Below are 19,549 nucleotides of genomic sequence, written 5' to 3' on the forward strand. Positions count from 1 at the left end.
CGCCGAACCCTGAAGCGGGTGCGGCTAAACTCGCTACGCTGCGCTTCGCTCAGACAGACGCCGCACCTTATCCGCTTCAGGGCCCGGCGCCACGGCGCGATCAACGGGATTAAAAGCAACGGCAACTACAAAGGCACTGCAACTGCAACTGCAACTGCAACTGCAACTGCAACTGCAACTGCTCAAGCCGAAGCAAAACGCCTGCAAACCCAGCCCTTGCCTTAAGCCTCCGACCGACATACGGCCGTCGGCGGGGCACAATCCCCGCAACGCAGCCGGCACTGCACCCAGCTTGTTCCGCGCCTACCGCGTCCGCTCCAGATCCCCCAACTGATCAAACCGCCGGGAATAATTCAAATCCAGCCCGCCGATCTGCCCGCCGCGCAGCACCACCGACCAGAAGCGCCCGATGCGCCACGTCAGCCGTACCACGCCGGAGGCGCCAGCCAGGCTCTGCTCGTAACCGATCGCCAGCCGGTCCGAGATGTTCTTGCCCAGGCTGACCACCTGCTCGCCGGCCACGCCGTATTCGCTGGTGCCGATGGACAGCTGGTCCAGGCCAAAGCCCTTGGCAAGCTTGTCGCCGCCGAGCTTGTTGAGCAGTCCGAGCGCGGCGCCGCGGGCGGCGGTGTCGGCGCCGGTGCCGGCGCTGCTGCCGCCATGGCCGAAGACCAGCCATGACAGCTTCTCCTCGTCGGCCACGTTCGGCTCCGATACCAGGGTCACGCGCGGATCGTTGACCGTGCCGGTGACCTGCACGCCGGCGGCCACATCCTGGTTGCGCCGCATCGCGAGGATATTGATGTTCGGGTTGGTCAGCGATCCCTGGAAGTTGATGATGCCGCGCTCGATCGCAAGCTCCGCGCCGAAGGCCTTGTAATTGCCCTCGGCGATGCGCACCGTCCCGATGGCCTGCAGGGTTTCATTGGGCGCGCTGCGTATCGATAGCGTGCCGGCCAGCCGCAGATTCGCGCCGGCGCCGCGGAACCAGAAATCATTGCCCATGTCGACCTGCACATCGACGTAGGGCGAGAACGGGCTGGCCGCGCGCTGGCCCGCGCCTTCCTGGCCGCGCGGCGGCGGCTTGTCTGGCTTGTCGCCGGCACGGTAGACCACCACATCGTCGGACAGTTTCGGCGCGCTCTTTTCCGGCAGGTTGAACAGGCCCCGATCGACAGTGAAGCGACCGTTCACGCGCAGCTGGTCATTGAGATTCGCCACGCTGGCCTGGCCCGAGACCGTGAGCTGCGCCGACGGATCGGCCAGCAGCTGCAGGTGGTCGGCGACGATGGTCGCCGCCATGTCCGGACTTGATGCATCCAGCGGCACACGGCCGGTGGCGCGCAGCGTGCCATCGCCGCCGTGGAACACGACTTCCTTCAGTTCGGCGATGTTGTCGCGGATGCTGATGCGCGCGATGCCATCGTGCAGACGCACGCCCTGGTCGTACAGCGTCAGCGCCAGGTCATCGCCAAAGACTTCACCCGATACCAGCGGCTGGCCGACGGTGCCGGCCGCGCTCAAGTCCAGCCGCACGCTGCCGTTCAGGGCGATGCGCGGGCCGGTCAGGGCGGCCAGGTTCGCCAGCTTGGGCAGCGTTGCCACCACGCGGCCGGAAAGCGTAGAGCTGTCATTGATATCCAGCCTCCCGGCTCCGGGCACCAGCCCGATGCGGCCTTCGCCGCGCACGGTGCCGTAGCGCGCGGTGCCGGCGTCGAGGTTCAGCGCCAGCGCATTGCCGGCCATCGTGCCGGCCAGCTGCAGGCTCTGCAGGCCAAGCGGGCTGGTGCCGCTGCCCACCGGCAGCTGCACATCGCCGCTGCGCCGGGTGATGCCGAAGCCGCCGCTGGCGGAGTCGCCGAGGGCGAAGTCCCATTCGCCATCCAGCACCAGGTCGGACTTCACCGGCAAGGGTTTGCCGGTAAAGCGCTGCGCCAGTGCCAGCATGCGCGCGATGTCGAGGTTGGCAAGGCTGCCCTTCGAGCGGATCGGACCGTCGACGGCAACATCGGCGTTGGCCAGCTCGATGCGCGCGCCTTCGACATCGAGACGGGTTGCGCCCAGGCGCACATGCCCCGGCTCGGCCAGCAGCGCCAGCGGGCTGTGCAATGTCGCCTGCGGCACGCCGCGGTTTTCCAGCTTCGACAGCTTGCCTTCCCAGGCCATGCCGTTTGGCTGCTGCCGCAGCGCGCCCTGCGCCGCCAGCACGGCCTGCAGCGGCTGGCCGGCGAGCTTGCCGTTGGCGGCGAGCGCGATGTCGTGGCGCGCGTAGCTGCCATTGATGCGGGCGCTGAAGTCATTGAGAAGCACATTGGCGGCATGCAGCGCGCGGCCATTCACATCGACGTCGATATGCGCATTCGGGTCTTCACCGGGAACGCCGCGCATGTCGATCTTGCCGGCCAGATGCGCCACGCCCAGTTCGCCCAGGGCCAGGCGCTCGGCCTGCAGGTTCGCCTGCACTTGCGGCCGCTCGATGCTGCCCGTGGCAGTGCCTTGCGCGCGCAGCAGGCCGGCCAGGCCGAAGCCGAGGCGATCGAGCGCCGGCGCATCGATGTCGAAAGCCAGGGTTTTGCCCGGCGCGCCAAAGCCACCGTTCAGATTCACCCGATTGCCGGCAACGAGCAGGCGCACATCGGCGGCCGGGATCGCCTTGCCCTGCAATTGCAGCGTGCCATCGCCGCTCATCGGCAGGTTTTCGTAGCTGCTGTCATGAATGGTGAAACGCAGCTTCGCGCCGAGTTCTGGCTTCATTGCGCCTTCGGCTTCGAGGTCCATGTTGATATCGGCCCGCGGTATGCGCGGCGCCTTCTTGCCCTGCTTCTGTGGCGGCGCGACCGTCTCCAGGAAGCGCGCCGGATCCAGGCTGGCGAGCTTGGCCTTGACGGCATAGGACGCGCGCTCGTCGCGGCCGAGGCTGCCGGAAACATCGAGCCTCGCGTCGCCGGCGCGCAGTTGTGCCCGCTTGAGCAGGATCTGTTGCGCATCGATGTTGGCCTCGGCGGCCAGCGCCAGCGGACCGCCCTTGAGGTCGACGCGGACCTGCTGTTCGCCATTGGCCATTGCCAACTCGATCGGGCCATTGAGCCGCGTCGGCCGCACTGCGGCATCGATCGCATGCAGATCGAGGTCGCGGGCGCGCAGCACGGCGCTGCCGCTGCCATCCTTGCGCAATTCGCCTTCGCCTTCGAGCGTGGCGCCGCCTGCGAGCTTCGCTACGAGCGCGGACAGTTGCTGGCGCTCGGCATTGAGCGACAGTTGCGCATCAAGCGAGGCCAGCGGCAGGCGCGACTGATCGATGCGGCCCGGGATCGCGTTGCGCACCGTCAGCGGGCCTGCCACGCTCAATTGCGCCAGGTCCTGCGGCGGCGCATTACCGACTGGCGCGAGGTCGGCGCGTATCTGCAGGTCGGATTGCGGCGCGGCCGGCGCGAAGCGGCGCACATCGAGATGGTCCAGCGCGAGCTTCGCGCTGCGGAACGGCAGCGGCGCGAAAGGCGTGGCGGCAATCGTCGCATGCGCATCAAGCGCGCCGCCGGCGGCGTCCAGTGCGATGCCGAGGTTTTCCAGCGAACCCGAGAGTTTGGCGTCGGCGACGTAGCGTTCATGGTCCCAGTCGCCGTGATAGTTGATCGTGCCCGTGAGCGGAAACGGCCGGGCACTGCCGTCGAGCTGCAGCGTCGATGCCACCGTGCCCCAGGGCGTGTCGACGCTGGCCTGCGCGCGGTGATGCACGGTGTCGGAGGAGGCGGCGAGCTTGATGTCGGTGAACTCGGTGGTCTTGCCCGCGTCATGCAGCCGCAGCCGCGAGATGTGGGCGCTATCGAGCTGCAGCCGCAGCGGCAGCCGGATCTGCTGCGGCAGTTGCGTCTTGCTGTTGTCGTTCTTCGATGGCGGCAGCGTCAGGTCCACGGTGCCGGCATCGAGATTCTCGATGACCAGACCGCGCGGCGCGCGCACGATATGCCAGGCGCCCGAGATGCGGTCGATGGCGATATGCGTGCCGGCCGCGTCGTAGACCAGGTTTCGCAGGTTCAGGCCGCGCGTCAGGCTGCCGCTGATGTCGCCGGACAGGCCGGGCACGAAATGCCGGGCCGTGCGCCATAGCGTGCGGGTGCCCCAGTCGGTGGCCAGGAGCGCATAGCCGAGCGCGACAAGCGCAATGAGTGCCAGCAGCAGCGAGGCGGCAACGCGCCGCGGCCAGCGCCTGCGCGGTTTTGGCGCCTTCGCGTGCTGCTGCTTATCTGGCTCGTTATTGGGCACGCTATCGGGCGCGTTCGTGGTGTCATCCATGCCTTGCGCCTTTCAGAAAGCCACGCCGAGTGAAAAATGCGGGCGGATATTGTGGTTCTGGATGCCGTAGCCGATGTCGGCATTGACCGGGCCAACCGGGCTGCGCCAGCGCACGCCGACGCCCACGCCGTGAAAGAGATTCTTGTGGCTCCAGCTGTCGGTGGCGAGGCCGAGGTCGTAGAACACCGCGCCGCCCCAGTCGCGGGTGAACCAGTGCTGATACTCGGCGCTGGCAGTGGCGAGATAACGGGTCGGATACACGGTGCCGTCAACCTCGTTGCCGATGCTTTGGTACGCATAGCCCCGCACCGAGTCGGTGCCGCCGGCGCGAAACAGCAGCGACGCCGGAATCGATGCATTGCCGGGCTTGGAAATCACCGTGCCGAGTTCACCGCGCAAAATCACGAGGTCCAGCTTGCCCACGGGCAGATAGCGCCGGCCGCGGCCATAGAAGCGGAAGAAGCTCTGATCGGTCAGGAGTCCCTGCGCCGCGACGCCGGCTTCGAACGAGGCGACGTAGCCGCGGCGTGGAAACACCAGGTCATCCACGGCGCGATGGGTGCGGGCATAGCCGGCCACCAGCGCCTGATGGCTGCCGGGCTCGGCGACGATGGTGGAAGGCAGCGTTGTGCCATCGATCTGGTCCAGCCGGTCGCGGTAGTACTCAAGCGTGTAGGCGTAATCATCCTTTTCGGTCTTGCGCGCGCGGCGCACGCCGATGCGGCGGCTGCGCAAGTCGATGCCTTCCAGCGTGGTGCGGTCGCTCGAGATGTGGCCGCTGTTGGTCCAGGCACCGGCGTCGGGCGGCATGGCCAGGTCGAGCGAGCCGAGCTGGCGACGCTGTTCGATGCGCAGTTGCGAATCCAGCACCCAGGCGCGGCCGAATACATTGTTATGGGTGTAGCGGCCCTCGACGCGCGCGCCAGTGTCAGTGGCATAGCCGACACCGCCGCGCAGGCGCTGCGTCGGGTATTCGGTGACGCGCACATTGACCGGCGCAAGCTCCGCATGCGCCGGGTCGTGATCGATATCGACGACTACATTGCTGAAGTAGGGCGTGCGCAGAATCGCGCGCTGCAGCTCGAGCAGGCGGTCGACGTCGTAGGGTTCGCCCGGCTGCAGCGGGTTCACGTTCGCCACGATGCGCTCGGGATAGCGCCGCGTGCCAGTAACCGTTAGCGGCCCGAGCGTGAAGGCCGGGCCGCTGTCATAGGTGGCGAACAGTTCGGCGGCTTCGCGCTCGGCATGGATGTCGGCGCGCGAGTTGGCGAGTTTGGCGGCGGCATAGCTGTGCCGGTTCAGTTCACGCAGGCTGCTTTCCTTGGCGGCGGTCCAGTCGCCCTGGCGGAAAGGTTCGCCCGGGCGCAGCGGCCAGGCGTTGACCAGGCGCTGCGCCTGCCGTGGCGCGTCTTGCTGTGCCGGGCCGGTGACGTCGATATGCGTGGCCGTGACCATGGTGCGCGGTCCGTTTTCCACGCGGATACGCACCAGTGGCGTGTCGCGGCCGCGTTCGAGCGTGGCCTCGGTTTTCGTCGAGAAATAGCCTTCGGTGGCGGCCAGGTCGCGCACCTGCTCGGAGGCGGTTGCAACCATGAATTCAAGCTGGTCGGCATTGATGTCGTCGCGATCGCGATAGCGCATCAGGTCGAGGAAGTCCGACAGCAAGCTCTTCAGCGGCGCCTGTGCCTCCAGTTCGACGCGGTATTTCGCCAGCGCCGGGTTGGCGCAGCACAACAGGACGATGGCCATTAGCGGCGCCATGCTGCGGCGCAGGCGGGCAAATGGCGCAGGGCGCCGAGGCAAGCGCTGTGTGTTCAATGAATCTCCCGGGATGTGGTGGCAACCGGTTGTGATGTCGGTTGCCGGCGCATGAATTGGCGGGATAGGAGCCATGCATGTGTGACGCGGCTGCGTGGCTTTGTTGCCAACTGCGAATGGTCAGTATATTGAAACAGAATCCGGTTCCCCGGTTTTTGCTTGCAATCATCGAGCGGCCGGGCGGAGCGCAGGCGAAGCCCTACTTTCCTGAAACACGGGTTGGCAGGCCCGCCCGGCAAAGCGGACGCTTGATGGCACACGCGTCCTACAGCGAATCGGGGCTTTGTCCGATGTTCCTGACGCATGCGCTTTCCTATGCTGTGTTCCATTCGCCCCTCGACCTTGCCAGGGGCAGCATGGACATGAAAGGAGAGCACGATGCGGCCACTATACAAAGCACACCGCGTTCCGATGGCGCGCGAAGACGGCACCCCGCGCGGCAGCGGCGCGGCGCCAACCGAGCCCAGCCTCGCCGATGGCACCGGCGAGGGCAATGCGCCGATCGACGGCACCAGTGCCAGCTCCGACCCGCACGTACTTGCCGGAACGCAGCAGGACCCGAACGCTACCTCGCTGAATGATGACGACTATCCCGACGACATCGCCGAAGCCACGGGCCAGGTGGAAGACGTCGAGGCCCAGGCGCCATTCCCGGACGAAAAAGACATGTCCGGCCAGACCACGCCTGCCGACGCCGTGTCCAGTGTCGATCGCGGCGCGGACCGCGCGGCACCCCGGGGCGGAAACGCACGGAAAGCTTGACCGCATCAGCATGTCGCGCCGTGGAAAGCCATTCGCCTTCTACGAAAACGGTTAGTATTTTGCTTTTTGTAAATGTATAAAGAATGCGCCCTGCACATGGCGCGTTCAGGCATCCGAAGGATTTGAAGGCCCACGGTTATGGCAATAGGCAGCGGCAAGGACACGAAAGACAAGGCTCTCGACGACGAAGGCAATGGCCAAAGTGCCGGCATTCCGGCATCCGGCGAAGTGGAAGGCAACAGCTTTTCGCCGATGGGCAACCCGGGCATGAAGCATTGGCAGACCAGCTTCATCAGCGAGCCTGGATTGAACGATCGCGGCAACGTGTTCTTCGCCGCGGTGGAAATGACCCGCATGCCGATGCTCGTCACCGACCCGAACCAGCCGGACAATCCGATCGTCTTCGTCAACCGCGCCTTTCTCGACCTGACCGAGTATGAAGAAGAGCAGGTCATCGGCCGCAACTGCCGCATGTTGCAGGGCAAGGACACCAATCCCGCCACCGTCGACGAAATCCGTGCCGCATTGCAGGAACAGCGTGCGGTGGCGGTCGATATCCTGAATTACAAGGCCAGCGGCAAGGCATTCTGGAATGCGCTGTTCATCGGCCCCATCTTCGACCAGGGCGGCAAGCTGCTGTATTACTTCGCTTCTCAGCTCGATATCACTCGACGCCGCGTGTCCGAGCAGTCCTATCTGCAGGCACAGAAGATGGAAGCGATTGGTCAGCTGACTGCCGGCCTCGCGCATGATTTCAACAATCTGCTGCATGTCACCTCGGGCAACCAGGAAGTGGCACTAGAATTGATAGGCGATGGCAACGAAGCCGCAACCCGGGCCATCGAGCGCGCGCAGTCCGCCATTACCAAGGCCGCCAAACTGACGCAGCAATTGCTGACCTTTGCCCGTAAGCAGCGCCTCGAGCCCAAGCGGGTGAATCTGAATGCGTTGGTGATCGAATTCAGCGAAATGCTGATCCGCACGCTGGGGGAAAGGGTCGATCTGCATCTGGACCTGAAGCCCGGCATCCCCTCGTGCGAGCTCGATCCGACGCACCTGGAAATGGCGCTGCTCAATGTGCTGATCAATGCCCGCGATGCGATGCCCGATGGCGGCAAGGTGATTGTCGGCACGTCGCTGCTGCAGGACCGGGATCGCGTTGAGGCGCACGGGCTGCAGCCTGGCAGGTACGTGGTGATCTGCATCGTCGATGAAGGCGAAGGCATGCTGCCGGAAGTGGCCCGTCGCGCGACCGAACCCTTCTTCACCACCAAGGGCCCGGGCACCGGCCTCGGGCTGGCGATGGTGCATGGCTTCGTGCAGCAGTCGCATGGGCAACTGGAAATCGACAGCACCCCTGGCAAGGGAACCACCATACGCATGATTTTTCCGGTGGCCGACCGTGCGGCGCTGGACATCATGGCCGACCGCATTGAAAAGAACCGTGCCGGCAACGGCCCGGAATGGAACGTGGAAGCCATCCTGGAGCGCAAGACGATATTGCTGGTCGATGACAGCCAGGATATCCGCGAGCTGTCGGGCACATTTCTGCAGTCGCAAGGCTATCGCGTGCTGTCGGCGGCCAGCGGCGAGGAAGCGCTGGATCTGCTCGAGCGCTACGGCAATGTCGATCTGCTGTTTACCGACATCATCATGCCGGGCGGCATGAACGGCCTGCAGCTGATGCGCAAGGTGCGACAACTGCAACCGAATATCCCGGTGCTGATCGCAACGGGTTACATGGACGACCTGACCAGCGTTTCCGGCATGCGTGCCGGCGTTGAGGATGGCGATGGGCCGCTAAATATTCTTCCCAAGCCGTTCCGGCTCAACGACCTGGCGGAGCGGGTACGCGCTGCGCTCAAGACCGAGACGTCGAAGAACCCGGTGCGCGACTTCCGTCACGAGGGTTAGCGCCCGCCGCTTCAGGCCGCAACCGAAAGTCCGGCGGGCCGCACAAGCTCCAGGCGATCCTTGCCCGAGCGTTTTGCGGCATACAGCGCCCCGTCCGCAGCATCAATGACTGCGGCGGCGTCGATGCCGCCGCCTTCCAGGATCGCCATGCCGATGGAAACGGTGTAGGCGGGAAGCCCGACACTGCCTCGCCGCGCCGCCTGCAGAATGCGCTGCGCGATCGCCTGCGCATCATCGGGCGGCGTATCGGGAAACAGCACCAGGAATTCCTCGCCGCCGTAGCGGCCGACCAGGTCGTCGCGGCGCAGCACGGATTTCACCTTTTCCGAGAAATCGCGGATCACCCGGTCGCCGACAAGGTGACCGTGGCAGTCGTTGATGGCTTTGAAGTTGTCGAGGTCCATCATCAGCAGGCACAAGGGCCGCTGCGCGGCGCGCTCCCCTATCAATTCACGGTCCAGCAGGGCGAGAAAGGCTTCGCGGCGATAGGCGCCGCTGAGCTGATCGCGGCTGGCCAGCGATTCCAGCCGCGTCTGCAGCGCGCGGTTGACCATCAGCAGAAAGCCCAGGCTGAGCGCGACGATGGAAAAGGAAAACGTCGCCATGTAGACCATGTGCAGCACAGCCACATCGGCGCACAGCGCCGCGCGCGAAGCATCGCCACAACCCAGCGCCGCGGCGAAGCGCGTCAGCATCATCGCGGCGGTGGCGCCGAAGATGGCGGCGGTGTAGCGCTCGGCGAATGCCCGCGCCGGCACGCGCCAGACCTCGAACGCGGACGACGCAAACAGCAGGGCCAGCGCGCCACTCATGATCAGCACGCGCAGGCGGAAATCTTCATAAACCAGCGTTGCGACGATCAGACCCGCCGCGCACAGGATGATGAGCGCCGCCGGCCAGGCGTCGCCTGCAGTCTTGCCCGCGAAGCGGCGCACGCTGCCGCGCAGGCCGGCCACGCCGGCGGCAACGGCAAGATTCGGCACGAAGCTGGAAATGAACATGGGCGCTTTGCCTTGCAGCGCAAACAGCAGCGCCGCCCCTGCCATCAGCGCGCAGCTCCAGCCCCAGCGCGCCAGGCCGGCAATGTCGCGCGGAAAGCCGGAGCGCAGCGCCAGAAATACGAAGGCGCACAGTACGCCGAAGGCCGCGGAAATGAGGATGAAGGAATGCGGATCCATGCGCTGCGACAGTAGGTTTCCCCTGCGACCGGAGGCGGAGGCGCGCGGCGGGGGAAATGATTCGCGCGCGCTTGCCATAAGGTAAGAATTGTACCAGTTTCCATAGCATTTCCCGCAGCCATTTCGGGTGGAGCGACGAGCCGGCGACGCTTGTTCCGCCTCAATCCGGTTCAGGCGCCAACGCGCATAGTGTTTCGCGTCATCGCAGCGGATCAGTGAGGAGACGAACATGAACAGCGTACCGGCACCGGCTGAGCGCGCGCGTCTGCGCGCCATACGCGACCTCCCCGGACCGCGCGGCATGCCGCTGCTGGGCAATGCGCTGCAGATTGATCAGCCGCGGCTGCATGCGCAGCTGGAAGACTGGTGCCGCCAGTACGGCGAGCGCTTCCGCGTGGCCTTCGGTCCGCGCCGCTTCCTCGTCACCGCCAATGCCGACGATATCGCGCAGGTGCTCAAGGACAGGCCGGAAGGCTTTTCCCGCACCAGCCGTCTCGAAGCGGCATGCCGCGAAATGGGCGCGGGCGGACTGTTCGCGGCCAATGGCGCGCAGTGGAGGCGACAGCGGCCGCTGATCATGTCGGCCTTCAATCCCGCGCATGTGAAGGCGTATTTTCCGTCGCTGGCCACCGCCGCCGGCCGACTGTCGCGACGCTGGGAGCGGCTGGCGGCACAGGATGCGCCATTCGAGCTTGAACCGGAACTGATGCGCTACACCGTCGATATCACCGCCGGCCTGGCTTTTGGCAGCGACATCAACACGATAGAAAACGACGGCGCCATCATCCAGCGCCATCTGCAGGATATTTTTCGCATGCTGCAGAAGCGGCTGTTCGCGGTCGTGCCGTACTGGCGCTGGATCCGCTTCAAGGAAGACCGCCAGCTCGAACGCGACCTGCGGGCGGTGGCCGAGGCGGTGTCCGGCTTCCTCCGCGCGGCCCGCGCGCGCATGGCGGCCGAGCCATGGCGCTTCGCGCAGCCGCAGAGCCTGCTCGAAGCGATGCTCGCCGCCCGCGATGAAGAGGCCGGCGCGCTGACCGAAACCGAGCTCGCCGGCAACGTGGTGACGATGCTGCTGGCCGGCGAAGACACGACCGCGCACACGCTGGCCTGGCTCATCCTGCTGCTGCATCATTCGCCGCGCTGGCTGGACGCGGCACGCGCCGAGGTCGACACCGCCCTCGGCGGGCACGCGCTACCGCAATCGCACGAGCAGCTGGCTGGCCTGGAAATCGTCGATGCCTGCCTACAGGAAGCGATGCGCATGAAACCGGTCGGACCCGTGATCGCCTGCGAAGCCAGGCGCGACAGCGTGATCGGCGACATCGCCGTGCCGCGCGGCGCATCGGTGATGCTGCTGACCCGCGTGGCGCCACTGGACGAGCGTCACTTCGCGCATGCCGGCGAATTCGACCCCGGTCGCTGGCTCGGCGACGCCGCGAACGGCGACAGGCGCAAAACCTCGATTCCCTTCGGCGCCGGCCCGCGCATCTGCCCGGGCCGCTACCTGGCGCTGGAGGAAATGAAGATGTTCATGGCGATGCTGCTGCGCGGCTTCGATATCGTCGACGCCGGCGCGCGCGGCGGCGGCGGCGCGGTGCGGGAACGGCTGTCGTTTACGCTTGCGCCGGTGGACCTGATGGTGCGGCTGCAGCGGCGCTGAACCCGCTTCACGCAGCGGCGCATGCGCCGCCTTTCCCTTTCCATCTCCCTGCTATCGACTGCCCGTCGCCCGCGGCATGTACCTCATCAACAAAAGACCGAAGGGGCAGGAACTTCCGCGCCGGCATGCTTCTAAAAAGTATTGCCCTATTTCCGCAGGGCCGGGATGCGCGGGATCGTCGTGCGCGTCGCGGACCTCATTCTCAACGCATCCTGAAAGGACACAGTCATGCAGATCGGTATCGTCGGTCTCGGCCGCATGGGCGGCAACATCGTGCGGCGTCTGCTGCGCGGCAAGCACGGCGTGCTGGCCTACGACCGCAATGCCGAAGCGGTCGCGGCCCTGGCTGCCGAGGGCGCCGGCGGCGCGCAAAGCCTGGAAGCCCTGGTCGCCGCGCTGCCGCAGCCGCGCGTGGTGTGGGTGATGCTGCCGGCCGGCGCCCCGACCGAGGAAACCATCGCCGTGCTCGGCGCGCTGCTGGCCGCGGACGATGTGATCATCGACGGCGGCAACACCTTCTACAAGGACGATGTGCGCCGCGCTGAGGGCCTGGCGCAGAAGGGCATTCATTATGTCGACGTCGGCACTTCGGGCGGCGTGTGGGGCCTGGAGCGCGGCTATTGCATGATGGTCGGCGCCGAGGCCGCAATCTTCGAGCGGCTCGAGCCGGTCTTCCAGACGCTGTCCCCGGGCTACGGCGCCATCGAGCGCACCAGGGGCCGCAATGCGCCGGACGATAGGGCCGAGCGCGGCTATATCCATGCCGGCCCGGTCGGCGCCGGTCACTTCGTGAAGATGGTGCACAACGGCATCGAATACGGTTTGATGCAGGCTTATGCCGAGGGCTTCGACATCCTGCGCACCAAGGCCAAGGAAGGCTTGCCCGGCGGCCACCGTTTTGATCTCAATCTCGTCGATATCGCCGAGGTCTGGCGGCGCGGCAGCGTGGTATCGTCGTGGCTGCTGGACCTGATCGCGCTTGCCCTGGCCGGCGACGTCAAGCTGGACCGCTTCAGCGGCGCGGTTGCCGACAGCGGCGAAGGCCGCTGGACCATCGACGCCGCGGTGGAGCAGGGCGTGCCGGTGCCGGTGCTGGCCACCGCGCTGTTCGCGCGCTTTCGCTCGCAGTCGCAGCACACCTATGCCGACCGGCTGCTGTCGGCGATGCGCTTCGGCTTCGGCGGGCACGTGGAGATACCGCAGTAAGTTGCGACCGCGCTGCGCTCAGCCGCTTAGCCGCTCAGCAGGCTCCTGAGCATGGCGATGTCGATCGGCTTGGTCAGATGGTGGTCGAACCCGGCTTCGCGCGAGCGCTTGCGTGCATCGGCATCGCCCCAGCCGGTCAAGGCGACCAGTATCGTTTTCTCTTCCCGCTGCAATGCCCGCGCGGCGCGGGCAAATTCATAACCGTTCATGACCGGCATGCCGATATCGACCAGGGCGATGTCGGGATCGAAGCGCTGCAGGCTACCGAGCGCCTGCTGGCCGTCGTTCACCACTTCTACGGTATGGCCCATCGCGCGCAGCAACTCAGCGATGGTGGCCGCGGCATCGCGATTATCGTCGGCCAGAAGGATGCGCATCTGTCGTTCCTGAGCGGGATAGGCATCGTGCCTTGGCTGCGTATCGATATGGCCGCCCGGCGCCAGCGGCAGCCGCACTGTGAATACGCTGCCCTGGCCCGGCCCGGCGCTTGCGGCCGAGACGCTGCCGCCATGCTTTTCGGTGAGCTGCCGCACCAGGGAGAGCCCGATACCGAGCCCGCCCTGTGCCTGATGCATGTTGCGTCCGACCTGGGTAAAGATTTCGAAGAGCGTGCCAAGATCGCTGGGTGGAATACCCATGCCGTTGTCGCTCACCGAGATGACTGCTTCCTGCTCCTCTTGCCGCACCGTGAGCGCAATATGGCCGCCGTCGGGCGTGTATTTCGCTGCATTCGTCAACAGGTTGCTGATTACCTGCACGATGCGGTTCTGGTCGGCGTTCAGCCACAGCGCTTCGTCGGGAACGTCAACGACGAGCGCATGATGCTTGGCTTCGATGACGGGCATGCTGGCTTCGGCCGCATGCGCGATGATCTCCGCGATCTGCACTGGCGCTTTCCTGAGCTGGATCTTTCCGCTGCTGATGCGCGCGACATCGAGCAGGTCGTCGACCAGGTGCACCAGGTGGTCAACCTGGCGGCCGATCATGTCGCGCATGCGGACGATGGTTTCCGGCTTGCCTTCGCTGACCGCCATCAGATCCAGGCCGGTGCGGATCGGCGCCAGCGGATTGCGCAGTTCGTGTGCGAGCGTGGCCAGGAATTCGCTTTGCCGGTGATTGGCGCGCGACAGGTCGGCGGCAAGCTGGCGCAGCGCATCCTGCGCGCGCTTTTGCGCGGTGATGTCCTTGAACAGCAGGGCAACGCTGCGGCTGTCGCTGCCGCCAAGGCGGGTGGCGTAGACGTCGAACCAGCGGCCCATCGAAGCGGCATGCTGCACCGTGCGTATCGGCTCGCCGGTGGCGGCGACCCGGCCATACAGCTCGATCCAGTGCCGCTCGATGGTGGGCACCAGGTCGGTGATGGTCTTGCCCGGCGCATTGGAGAGTCCGCTCTGCAGCTCGAAGGCGGGATTGGTCTCCAGGAACCTGTAATCAAGCGGACGCCCCATGTCATCCGCAATGACCTCGATGGTGCAATACGCTTCGTCCATCGACGTGATCAGGCTGCGGAAGCGCTCTTCACTGGAACGCAGGCGCTGCTCGACGCGCCTTTGCTCGCTCACGTCGAGCACGACACCCGGCAGGCGCAACGCGCGGCCGTCAGTGGCGTATTCGGCCCTGCCGCGGGCAATCACATGGCGCCATGCGCCGTCGGCGCGCCGCACACGGTAGGCCGCTTCATAAGAGGAGCCGCTGCGGATCGCTTCGTCGAGCCGGCGATTCACTTCGGCCAGATCATCCGGATGAATGGCGCGCGTGAAGGCTTCCAGCGGCACGCCGCCATCCGCTGCTGCGGTCGATACGCCGAACAGGGTCTGAAGGTTGCGGTCGGCGATGACGCGGTTAGCCGGGATGTCGTAAATCCAGGTGGCGACCTCAGCGGCGTTGAGCGTGGCTTCCAGCCGCATGCGCGCTTCGTATAGCGCCAGTTCGTTGCGCTTGCGCTCGGTGATGTCGGTCGCGGTGCCTATCCATTCGCGTACCGAGCCGTCGGCGTCGACGATGGGCACGCCGCGCACCGCCATCCAGCGGTACTGGCCGTCATGACGACGCACCTCGTGCTCGTTTTCATAGACCCGGCGCTCTGCGATGCATTGCCGCCACAACGTGGCGACCCGCGCGCGTTCTTCCGCCGGCAGCGCGTCTAGCCATCCGTAATCACGGCACTGTTCCCAGCTTTGTCCGGTAAAGCGCTGCCACGATGGCGAATCGGTGCTGCTGCGGCCGTCGGCACCGGCAAGCCAGACGATTTGCGTAGTCGCGGTGACCAGCGAGCGAAAGCGTTCCTCGCTCTGCTGCAGGCGTTCCTGCGCATGCAGCTCGGCGGTGACGTCGCGATTGGCTTCCAGCACGATGGGCTGCCCGCTGCGGTCGCTGCGCAGCACCATGCGGCTGTCGACCCGGATGCGGCGGCCGGCGCGGGTGGCATGGCTCAACAGGCCCTGCCATTCCCCATGGCGCGACAGCGCGGCGCGGCAGGCTTCATGACTCTCCGGGAACCGCGCTTTCAGCAGCCCGGAGCAGGAATGCCCGATCGCCTCGCTCGCCGCATAACCGTAAAGCGCCTCGGCCGCGCGGTTCCAGTAGACGATGCCGCCGCTGGCGTAATCCCAGGCAATCACGGCGTCATGGGACAGCTCCAGCAGGCTGGCCTGCCATTCGGATTCCTCGGCCAGTCGCTTGCGCTGCGTGATGTCGATGAGGATCTTGCCGAAACCGATCGCCAGGCCGGTGTCGTTGTACACGGCGAAGGTAGTGCCGTCGACGAAGAAGCGGCTGCCGTCCTTGCGCAGATGCCAGCGCACATCCGGTGCCTGGCCCTCGCGCCGGGCCGTCTCCAATTCGCGTTCCGGCATGCGCGCGGCCTGGTCTTCCGGGGTGAAGATGATCGCGCCCGGCTGGCCGATGGCTTCCTCGGCAGTCCAGCCGGTCAGCTGCAGTGCGCCAACCGACCAGTCGAGGATCATGCCGGCTTCGTCGAGGATGATGATGCCGTAATCCTTGGCTTGTTCTACGAACAGGCGCAGCCGTTGCTGGGCTGGCATGTCTCTCAACGATTGCATGCAAATCCTGGGGAAATAGGGGCGCGAGCGGCATGTAGCCCGCTATCCGCTGCCTGAAACTGCAAGCAGGCTGCCGCACGGCCCGAATGTGAGGTCCTTAGCCTGGCGACATTAACAAAAACCGGTGCGCAGGCATTGACGTGCAGCATTCGAAGCGCAAGCTGGTAGCTCAGTTTCCCGACCGGGGCTGCGCTTGCGCCGGGGCAATGCATGCGCTACGCGCCTGCCGTCGCGCAATCGTGCGGTCGCGCCGGCATGTGTCCAGGACCGATCAGGGCCGCGCAAGGCCGCTCAACGCCGCTCAAGGCGCGTGGTACAGCTTGCCCTGGAAGCCATCTTCTTCACGAACCTTCGCTTCCAGGCGTTCCTTGAGCCGGCTCGGATTGAGCTCGCCGGCGGCGTCCAGCGCCGGATAGGCCGACGCGCAGATGTGCGAGTGGATGCGTTTGAGATCGCGCAGCACATCCAGGTGCAGCGAGCTGGTCTCGATGCTCTGCTGCCGCCCCTCGCGCAGCCGCGCGATGTGGCTTTCGGCAGCGGTCATTTCGAGTTCGCGGATGCGGGTCTTTTCCTGCAGCAGTTGCCGGGCCAGGCGCACATCGCCGGACAGAAAGATGCTGAAGGCAACCTTCAGGTTGTCGATCGTGAGGCGATGCAGTTCTTCCAGTTCGGCGCGGCCTTCGATGGAGAACTGCAGATGGCGCTTGATCTTCTTGTTGGCGAGCTCCATCAGGTTCCTGTCGATGATGTCGCCGATATGCTCGAGGTTCACCGAGAAGGCCATGATCTCCATCGCTCGTCGACCCTCGGATTCCTCCAGGCTGCCGCGGGTGAGCTTGACCAGGTACAGCTTGATCGCTTCATGCAGCCGGTCGGCCGCATTGTCCAGCCGCGATACCTCGGCAGCGAGCTTGCGGTCATTGGCCAGCAGCGCCTGCATGCCTTGGCGCAGCATGGTTTCGATGATGTCGCCCATGTGCAGGGTTTCCCGCGCGGCGCAGGCCAGCGCAATGGCCGGCATGTCGATCACGCTTTCGTCGAGATAGAGCGGCGTGCCCGGATCATTGCCCTGCTTCACATCCGGCAGCACGCGTTCGAGCAGCGCGGCAAAGGGACGCAGCGGCAGCAGGAACAGCAGGGCCAGCGCCACATTGAAGCCGGTATGGAAATCAGCGACCAGGCGCACCGTGCCGTAGTTGGGCGCGATGTCGGACAGCCATTGCGCCAGCGCCGGTATCAGCGGCAGGAACAGCATGCAGCCGACGAGGCGGGTAATCACATTGGCCACCGGCAGGCGCCGATGCGCCGGATTGCCGCCGCTCGCGCCTTCCAGCAAGGGATTGATGGCGCTGCCGAGATTGGCGCCAAGCACCAGCGCCATCGCTGCTTCCAGCGTGATGAAGTTCGAATAGGCCAGCGACATTGCCAGGAGCACCGTGGTCACGCTCGAATGCGCAACCCAGGCCAGCGCGGCGCCGAGCGCCAGCGTCAATACCGGCTCGCGCGTGAGAAAGCGCAGGATCTCGCGCATCGCCGGCACGTTGTCCGCGGGCGCGAGGCTGGACAGCAGGATATGCAGCGACAGCAGCATCAGCCCCAGGCCGATGGCGACGCGGCCGAGGTCGCGGGTGATGGTGCGCTGCCCGCGCTTGAAGGCGATCACGCCGGCAAACAGCAGCAGCGGCGCGGCGAATGAGGAATCGAAGGAGAGCAGCTGCACCGTGAGCGTGCTGCCGATATTGGCGCCGAGCATGACGGCGATCGCCGGCGCCAGCTCGACAAAGCCGTTCGCCGAGAACGAGGACAGCATCAGCGCCGTGGCGGTGCTGCTCTGCAGGAAGAGGGTGACGCCGATGCCGGCGGCAAGCGCGTTCAGTCGCCGCCTGAGCAAGCGGCCGAGCCAGTCCTTGATGCGGGGGCCGAAGGCGCGCAGGATGCCGCTCTGTACCATGTGCAATCCCCACAGCAGCAGCGATACCCCGCCCAGCAAGTCCAGCAACACCGAGGCTCCCATCCGTTCCTACCTCCTCTTGCGTCGATATGGCGCCGCGCCGTCGCCGCGTTTGATGACGCAACGGCCATGCGGCCTCTTGCAAAAACTATAAGCAGATACTGCGCCAGCGACAAATAAGATTCGCCTTCTTATGCGGCAACGCCAATCGGCGCGCCGAAGTGGGGCGAATGTGCTGTTTTCTGGAGCGGTCGGCGCAATGTGCTTGTGCGTCCTATCCTGGCTTGATGCCGGGCTTCAAGCTTCTTCACTTATACGGGGAACATGGACATCGACAAACTCGCGAGGGACATCGGTCTGAAGCTGCGCACCCTGCGTCACCATGAAGCGAACCAACCGTGCGTGCATCGATGTGGAGCGCCTGTATCCCGTTCTCCGATGACTGTTGGCAGGAAATGCGGACGGTAGGGCAGGCGCGTGACGTCGGAATGACAGGCTTTTCCGTGGCGGCGCGTTCGGAACCCTTCGGGCCGGGCGCAGTCCATCGCATATTCCGCGGCTCCTGAGGGCAGGTGTCACTGCTGCGGTACCACATGGAGAAAGCGCATGGAATTGGCAGCAAACAACGACATACTTTCGCCGTACCGGCTCGGACACCTGGAGCTGAAGAACCGTATGGTGATGGCGCCATTGACGCGCAGCCGCGCGCGCGAAGGCAATCTGCCGTCGGCGATGGCGGCGACCTATTACAGCCAGCGCGCCGGCGCCGGCCTGATCGTTACCGAAGCCACGCAGGCGGGCGCGGGCGGACAGGGTTACATCAGCACGCCTGGGCTGCATAACGAGGCGCAGGCGCGTGCCTGGAAGGAAGTCACTGACGCGGTGCATGCGCAGAACGGCCTGATCTTCGTGCAGCTCTGGCATGTGGGCCGCATTTCGCATCCGGTGTTTCGCAACGGCGAGCTGCCGGTGGCGCCATCGGCAATTGCGCCGCGTGGCGTGCAGACCTATACCAGCGAAGGCCTGCAGCCGATACCGACGCCGCGCGCGCTCAATACCGAAGAGCTTCCCGGCATCGTCGATGAGTTCCGCCAGGCCGCCGAGTTCGCCCGGCTGGCCGGCTTCGACGGCGTGGAAGTGCATGGCGCCAACGGTTATCTGCTCGACCAGTTTCTCGAGGACGGCACCAATCAGCGCCAGGATGCGTACGGCGGCAGCGTGTCGAACCGCGAGCGATTGCTGTTCGAAACGCTGGAAGCGGTCTGCGGCGTCTGGGGCAGCGATCGCGTCGGCGTGAGACTGTCGCCGGGCGGCAGCTTCAACGACATGTTCGACAGCGATCCGCTGTCCACCTTCAGCCATGTGATCAAGCGGCTGGCGCAGCAGAAGCTGGCGTACCTGCACCTGATCGAGCCAACGCCGCAGCAGGGCGAGCATGCGCAGCCGGATCTGTCGGCGCGCACCTTCCGGCCCATGTATCCGGGCACGCTGATCGTCGCCGGGGGCTATACCAAGGAACGCGCCAATGCGGTGCTGGCCGAAGGACTGGCCGATTTGGTCGCCTTCGGCCAGCTGTTCATCGCCAACCCGGATCTGCCGGAACGCTTCCGCAGGAATGCGCCGCTGAACAAGCCCGATCCGCAGACCTTCTATGGCGGCGATGCGCATGGCTACATCGATTACCCCATGTTATAGCGGGCGT

Annotated in this window: 11 protein-coding genes; 6 read left to right on the forward strand and 5 right to left on the reverse strand. The window is 65.6% G+C overall.

Annotated features, from left to right (window positions below):
• The coding region (locus JJB74_RS33415; RefSeq protein ID WP_234484791.1) for a hypothetical protein at positions 1 to 225 on the forward strand (225 nt) is incomplete at its 5' end.
• Positions 226 to 303: 78 nt separating this feature from the next.
• Here the strand turns inward: JJB74_RS33415 and JJB74_RS23325 are convergent.
• On the reverse strand, positions 304 to 4,293 hold the full coding sequence (locus JJB74_RS23325; RefSeq protein WP_200595963.1) for a translocation/assembly module TamB domain-containing protein: 3,990 nt from the start codon (positions 4,291 to 4,293) through the stop codon (positions 304 to 306).
• A gap of 12 nt (positions 4,294 to 4,305) precedes the next feature.
• Positions 4,306 to 6,054, reverse strand: coding sequence for an autotransporter assembly complex protein TamA (locus JJB74_RS23330; RefSeq protein WP_200596169.1), 1,749 nt, complete (start codon positions 6,052 to 6,054; stop codon positions 4,306 to 4,308).
• A 468-nt stretch (positions 6,055 to 6,522) separates the two neighbouring features.
• Here JJB74_RS23330 and JJB74_RS23335 point away from each other — a divergent pair, with 468 nt between their 5' ends.
• Together JJB74_RS23335 and JJB74_RS23340 are read left to right on the forward strand one after the other, a co-directional pair.
• A complete protein-coding gene (locus tag JJB74_RS23335) occupies positions 6,523 to 6,873 on the forward strand; it encodes a hypothetical protein (RefSeq protein WP_200595965.1) in 351 nt (116 codons plus the stop codon).
• A gap of 138 nt (positions 6,874 to 7,011) precedes the next feature.
• Positions 7,012 to 8,787 carry a histidine kinase famiy protein gene (locus tag JJB74_RS23340; protein WP_200595967.1) on the forward strand — a complete coding sequence of 592 codons (1,776 nt, stop codon included), beginning with the start codon at positions 7,012 to 7,014 and terminating at the stop codon, positions 8,785 to 8,787.
• Positions 8,788 to 8,798: 11 nt separating this feature from the next.
• Here JJB74_RS23340 and JJB74_RS23345 read toward each other — a convergent pair whose 3' ends face one another.
• Entirely contained in the window at positions 8,799 to 9,965 is a 1,167-nt protein-coding gene (locus JJB74_RS23345) for a GGDEF domain-containing protein (RefSeq protein ID WP_200595969.1), read from the reverse strand.
• 229 nt (positions 9,966 to 10,194) lie between these two features.
• Here JJB74_RS23345 and JJB74_RS23350 point away from each other — a divergent pair, with 229 nt between their 5' ends.
• Positions 10,195 to 11,628, forward strand: coding sequence for a cytochrome P450 (locus JJB74_RS23350; RefSeq protein ID WP_200595970.1), 1,434 nt, complete (start codon positions 10,195 to 10,197; stop codon positions 11,626 to 11,628).
• A 228-nt stretch (positions 11,629 to 11,856) separates the two neighbouring features.
• On the forward strand, positions 11,857 to 12,834 hold the full coding sequence (gnd, locus tag JJB74_RS23355) for a phosphogluconate dehydrogenase (NAD(+)-dependent, decarboxylating) (protein WP_200595972.1): 978 nt from the start codon (positions 11,857 to 11,859) through the stop codon (positions 12,832 to 12,834).
• A gap of 26 nt (positions 12,835 to 12,860) precedes the next feature.
• Here gnd and JJB74_RS23360 read toward each other — a convergent pair whose 3' ends face one another.
• Positions 12,861 to 15,878 (reverse strand): PAS domain S-box protein, encoded by a 3,018-nt coding sequence (locus JJB74_RS23360; protein WP_200595974.1) that lies wholly within the window; start codon positions 15,876 to 15,878, stop codon positions 12,861 to 12,863.
• 319 nt (positions 15,879 to 16,197) lie between these two features.
• The gene (locus JJB74_RS23365) at positions 16,198 to 17,910 is read right to left on the reverse strand and encodes a Na/Pi cotransporter family protein (protein WP_200595976.1); all 1,713 of its coding nucleotides are present in this window, start codon (positions 17,908 to 17,910) and stop codon (positions 16,198 to 16,200) included.
• Between the two features lie 543 nt (positions 17,911 to 18,453).
• On the opposite strand from JJB74_RS23365, the gene JJB74_RS23370 reads away from it, so the two are divergent.
• A complete protein-coding gene (locus JJB74_RS23370; RefSeq protein ID WP_200595978.1) occupies positions 18,454 to 19,542 on the forward strand; it encodes an alkene reductase in 1,089 nt (362 codons plus the stop codon).
• Positions 19,543 to 19,549: the final 7 nt, after the last annotated feature.

This window comes from Noviherbaspirillum pedocola (genome assembly GCF_016632335.1).
In the GTDB taxonomy this organism is placed as follows: Bacteria; Pseudomonadota; Gammaproteobacteria; order Burkholderiales; family Burkholderiaceae_D; genus Noviherbaspirillum_A; species Noviherbaspirillum_A pedocola.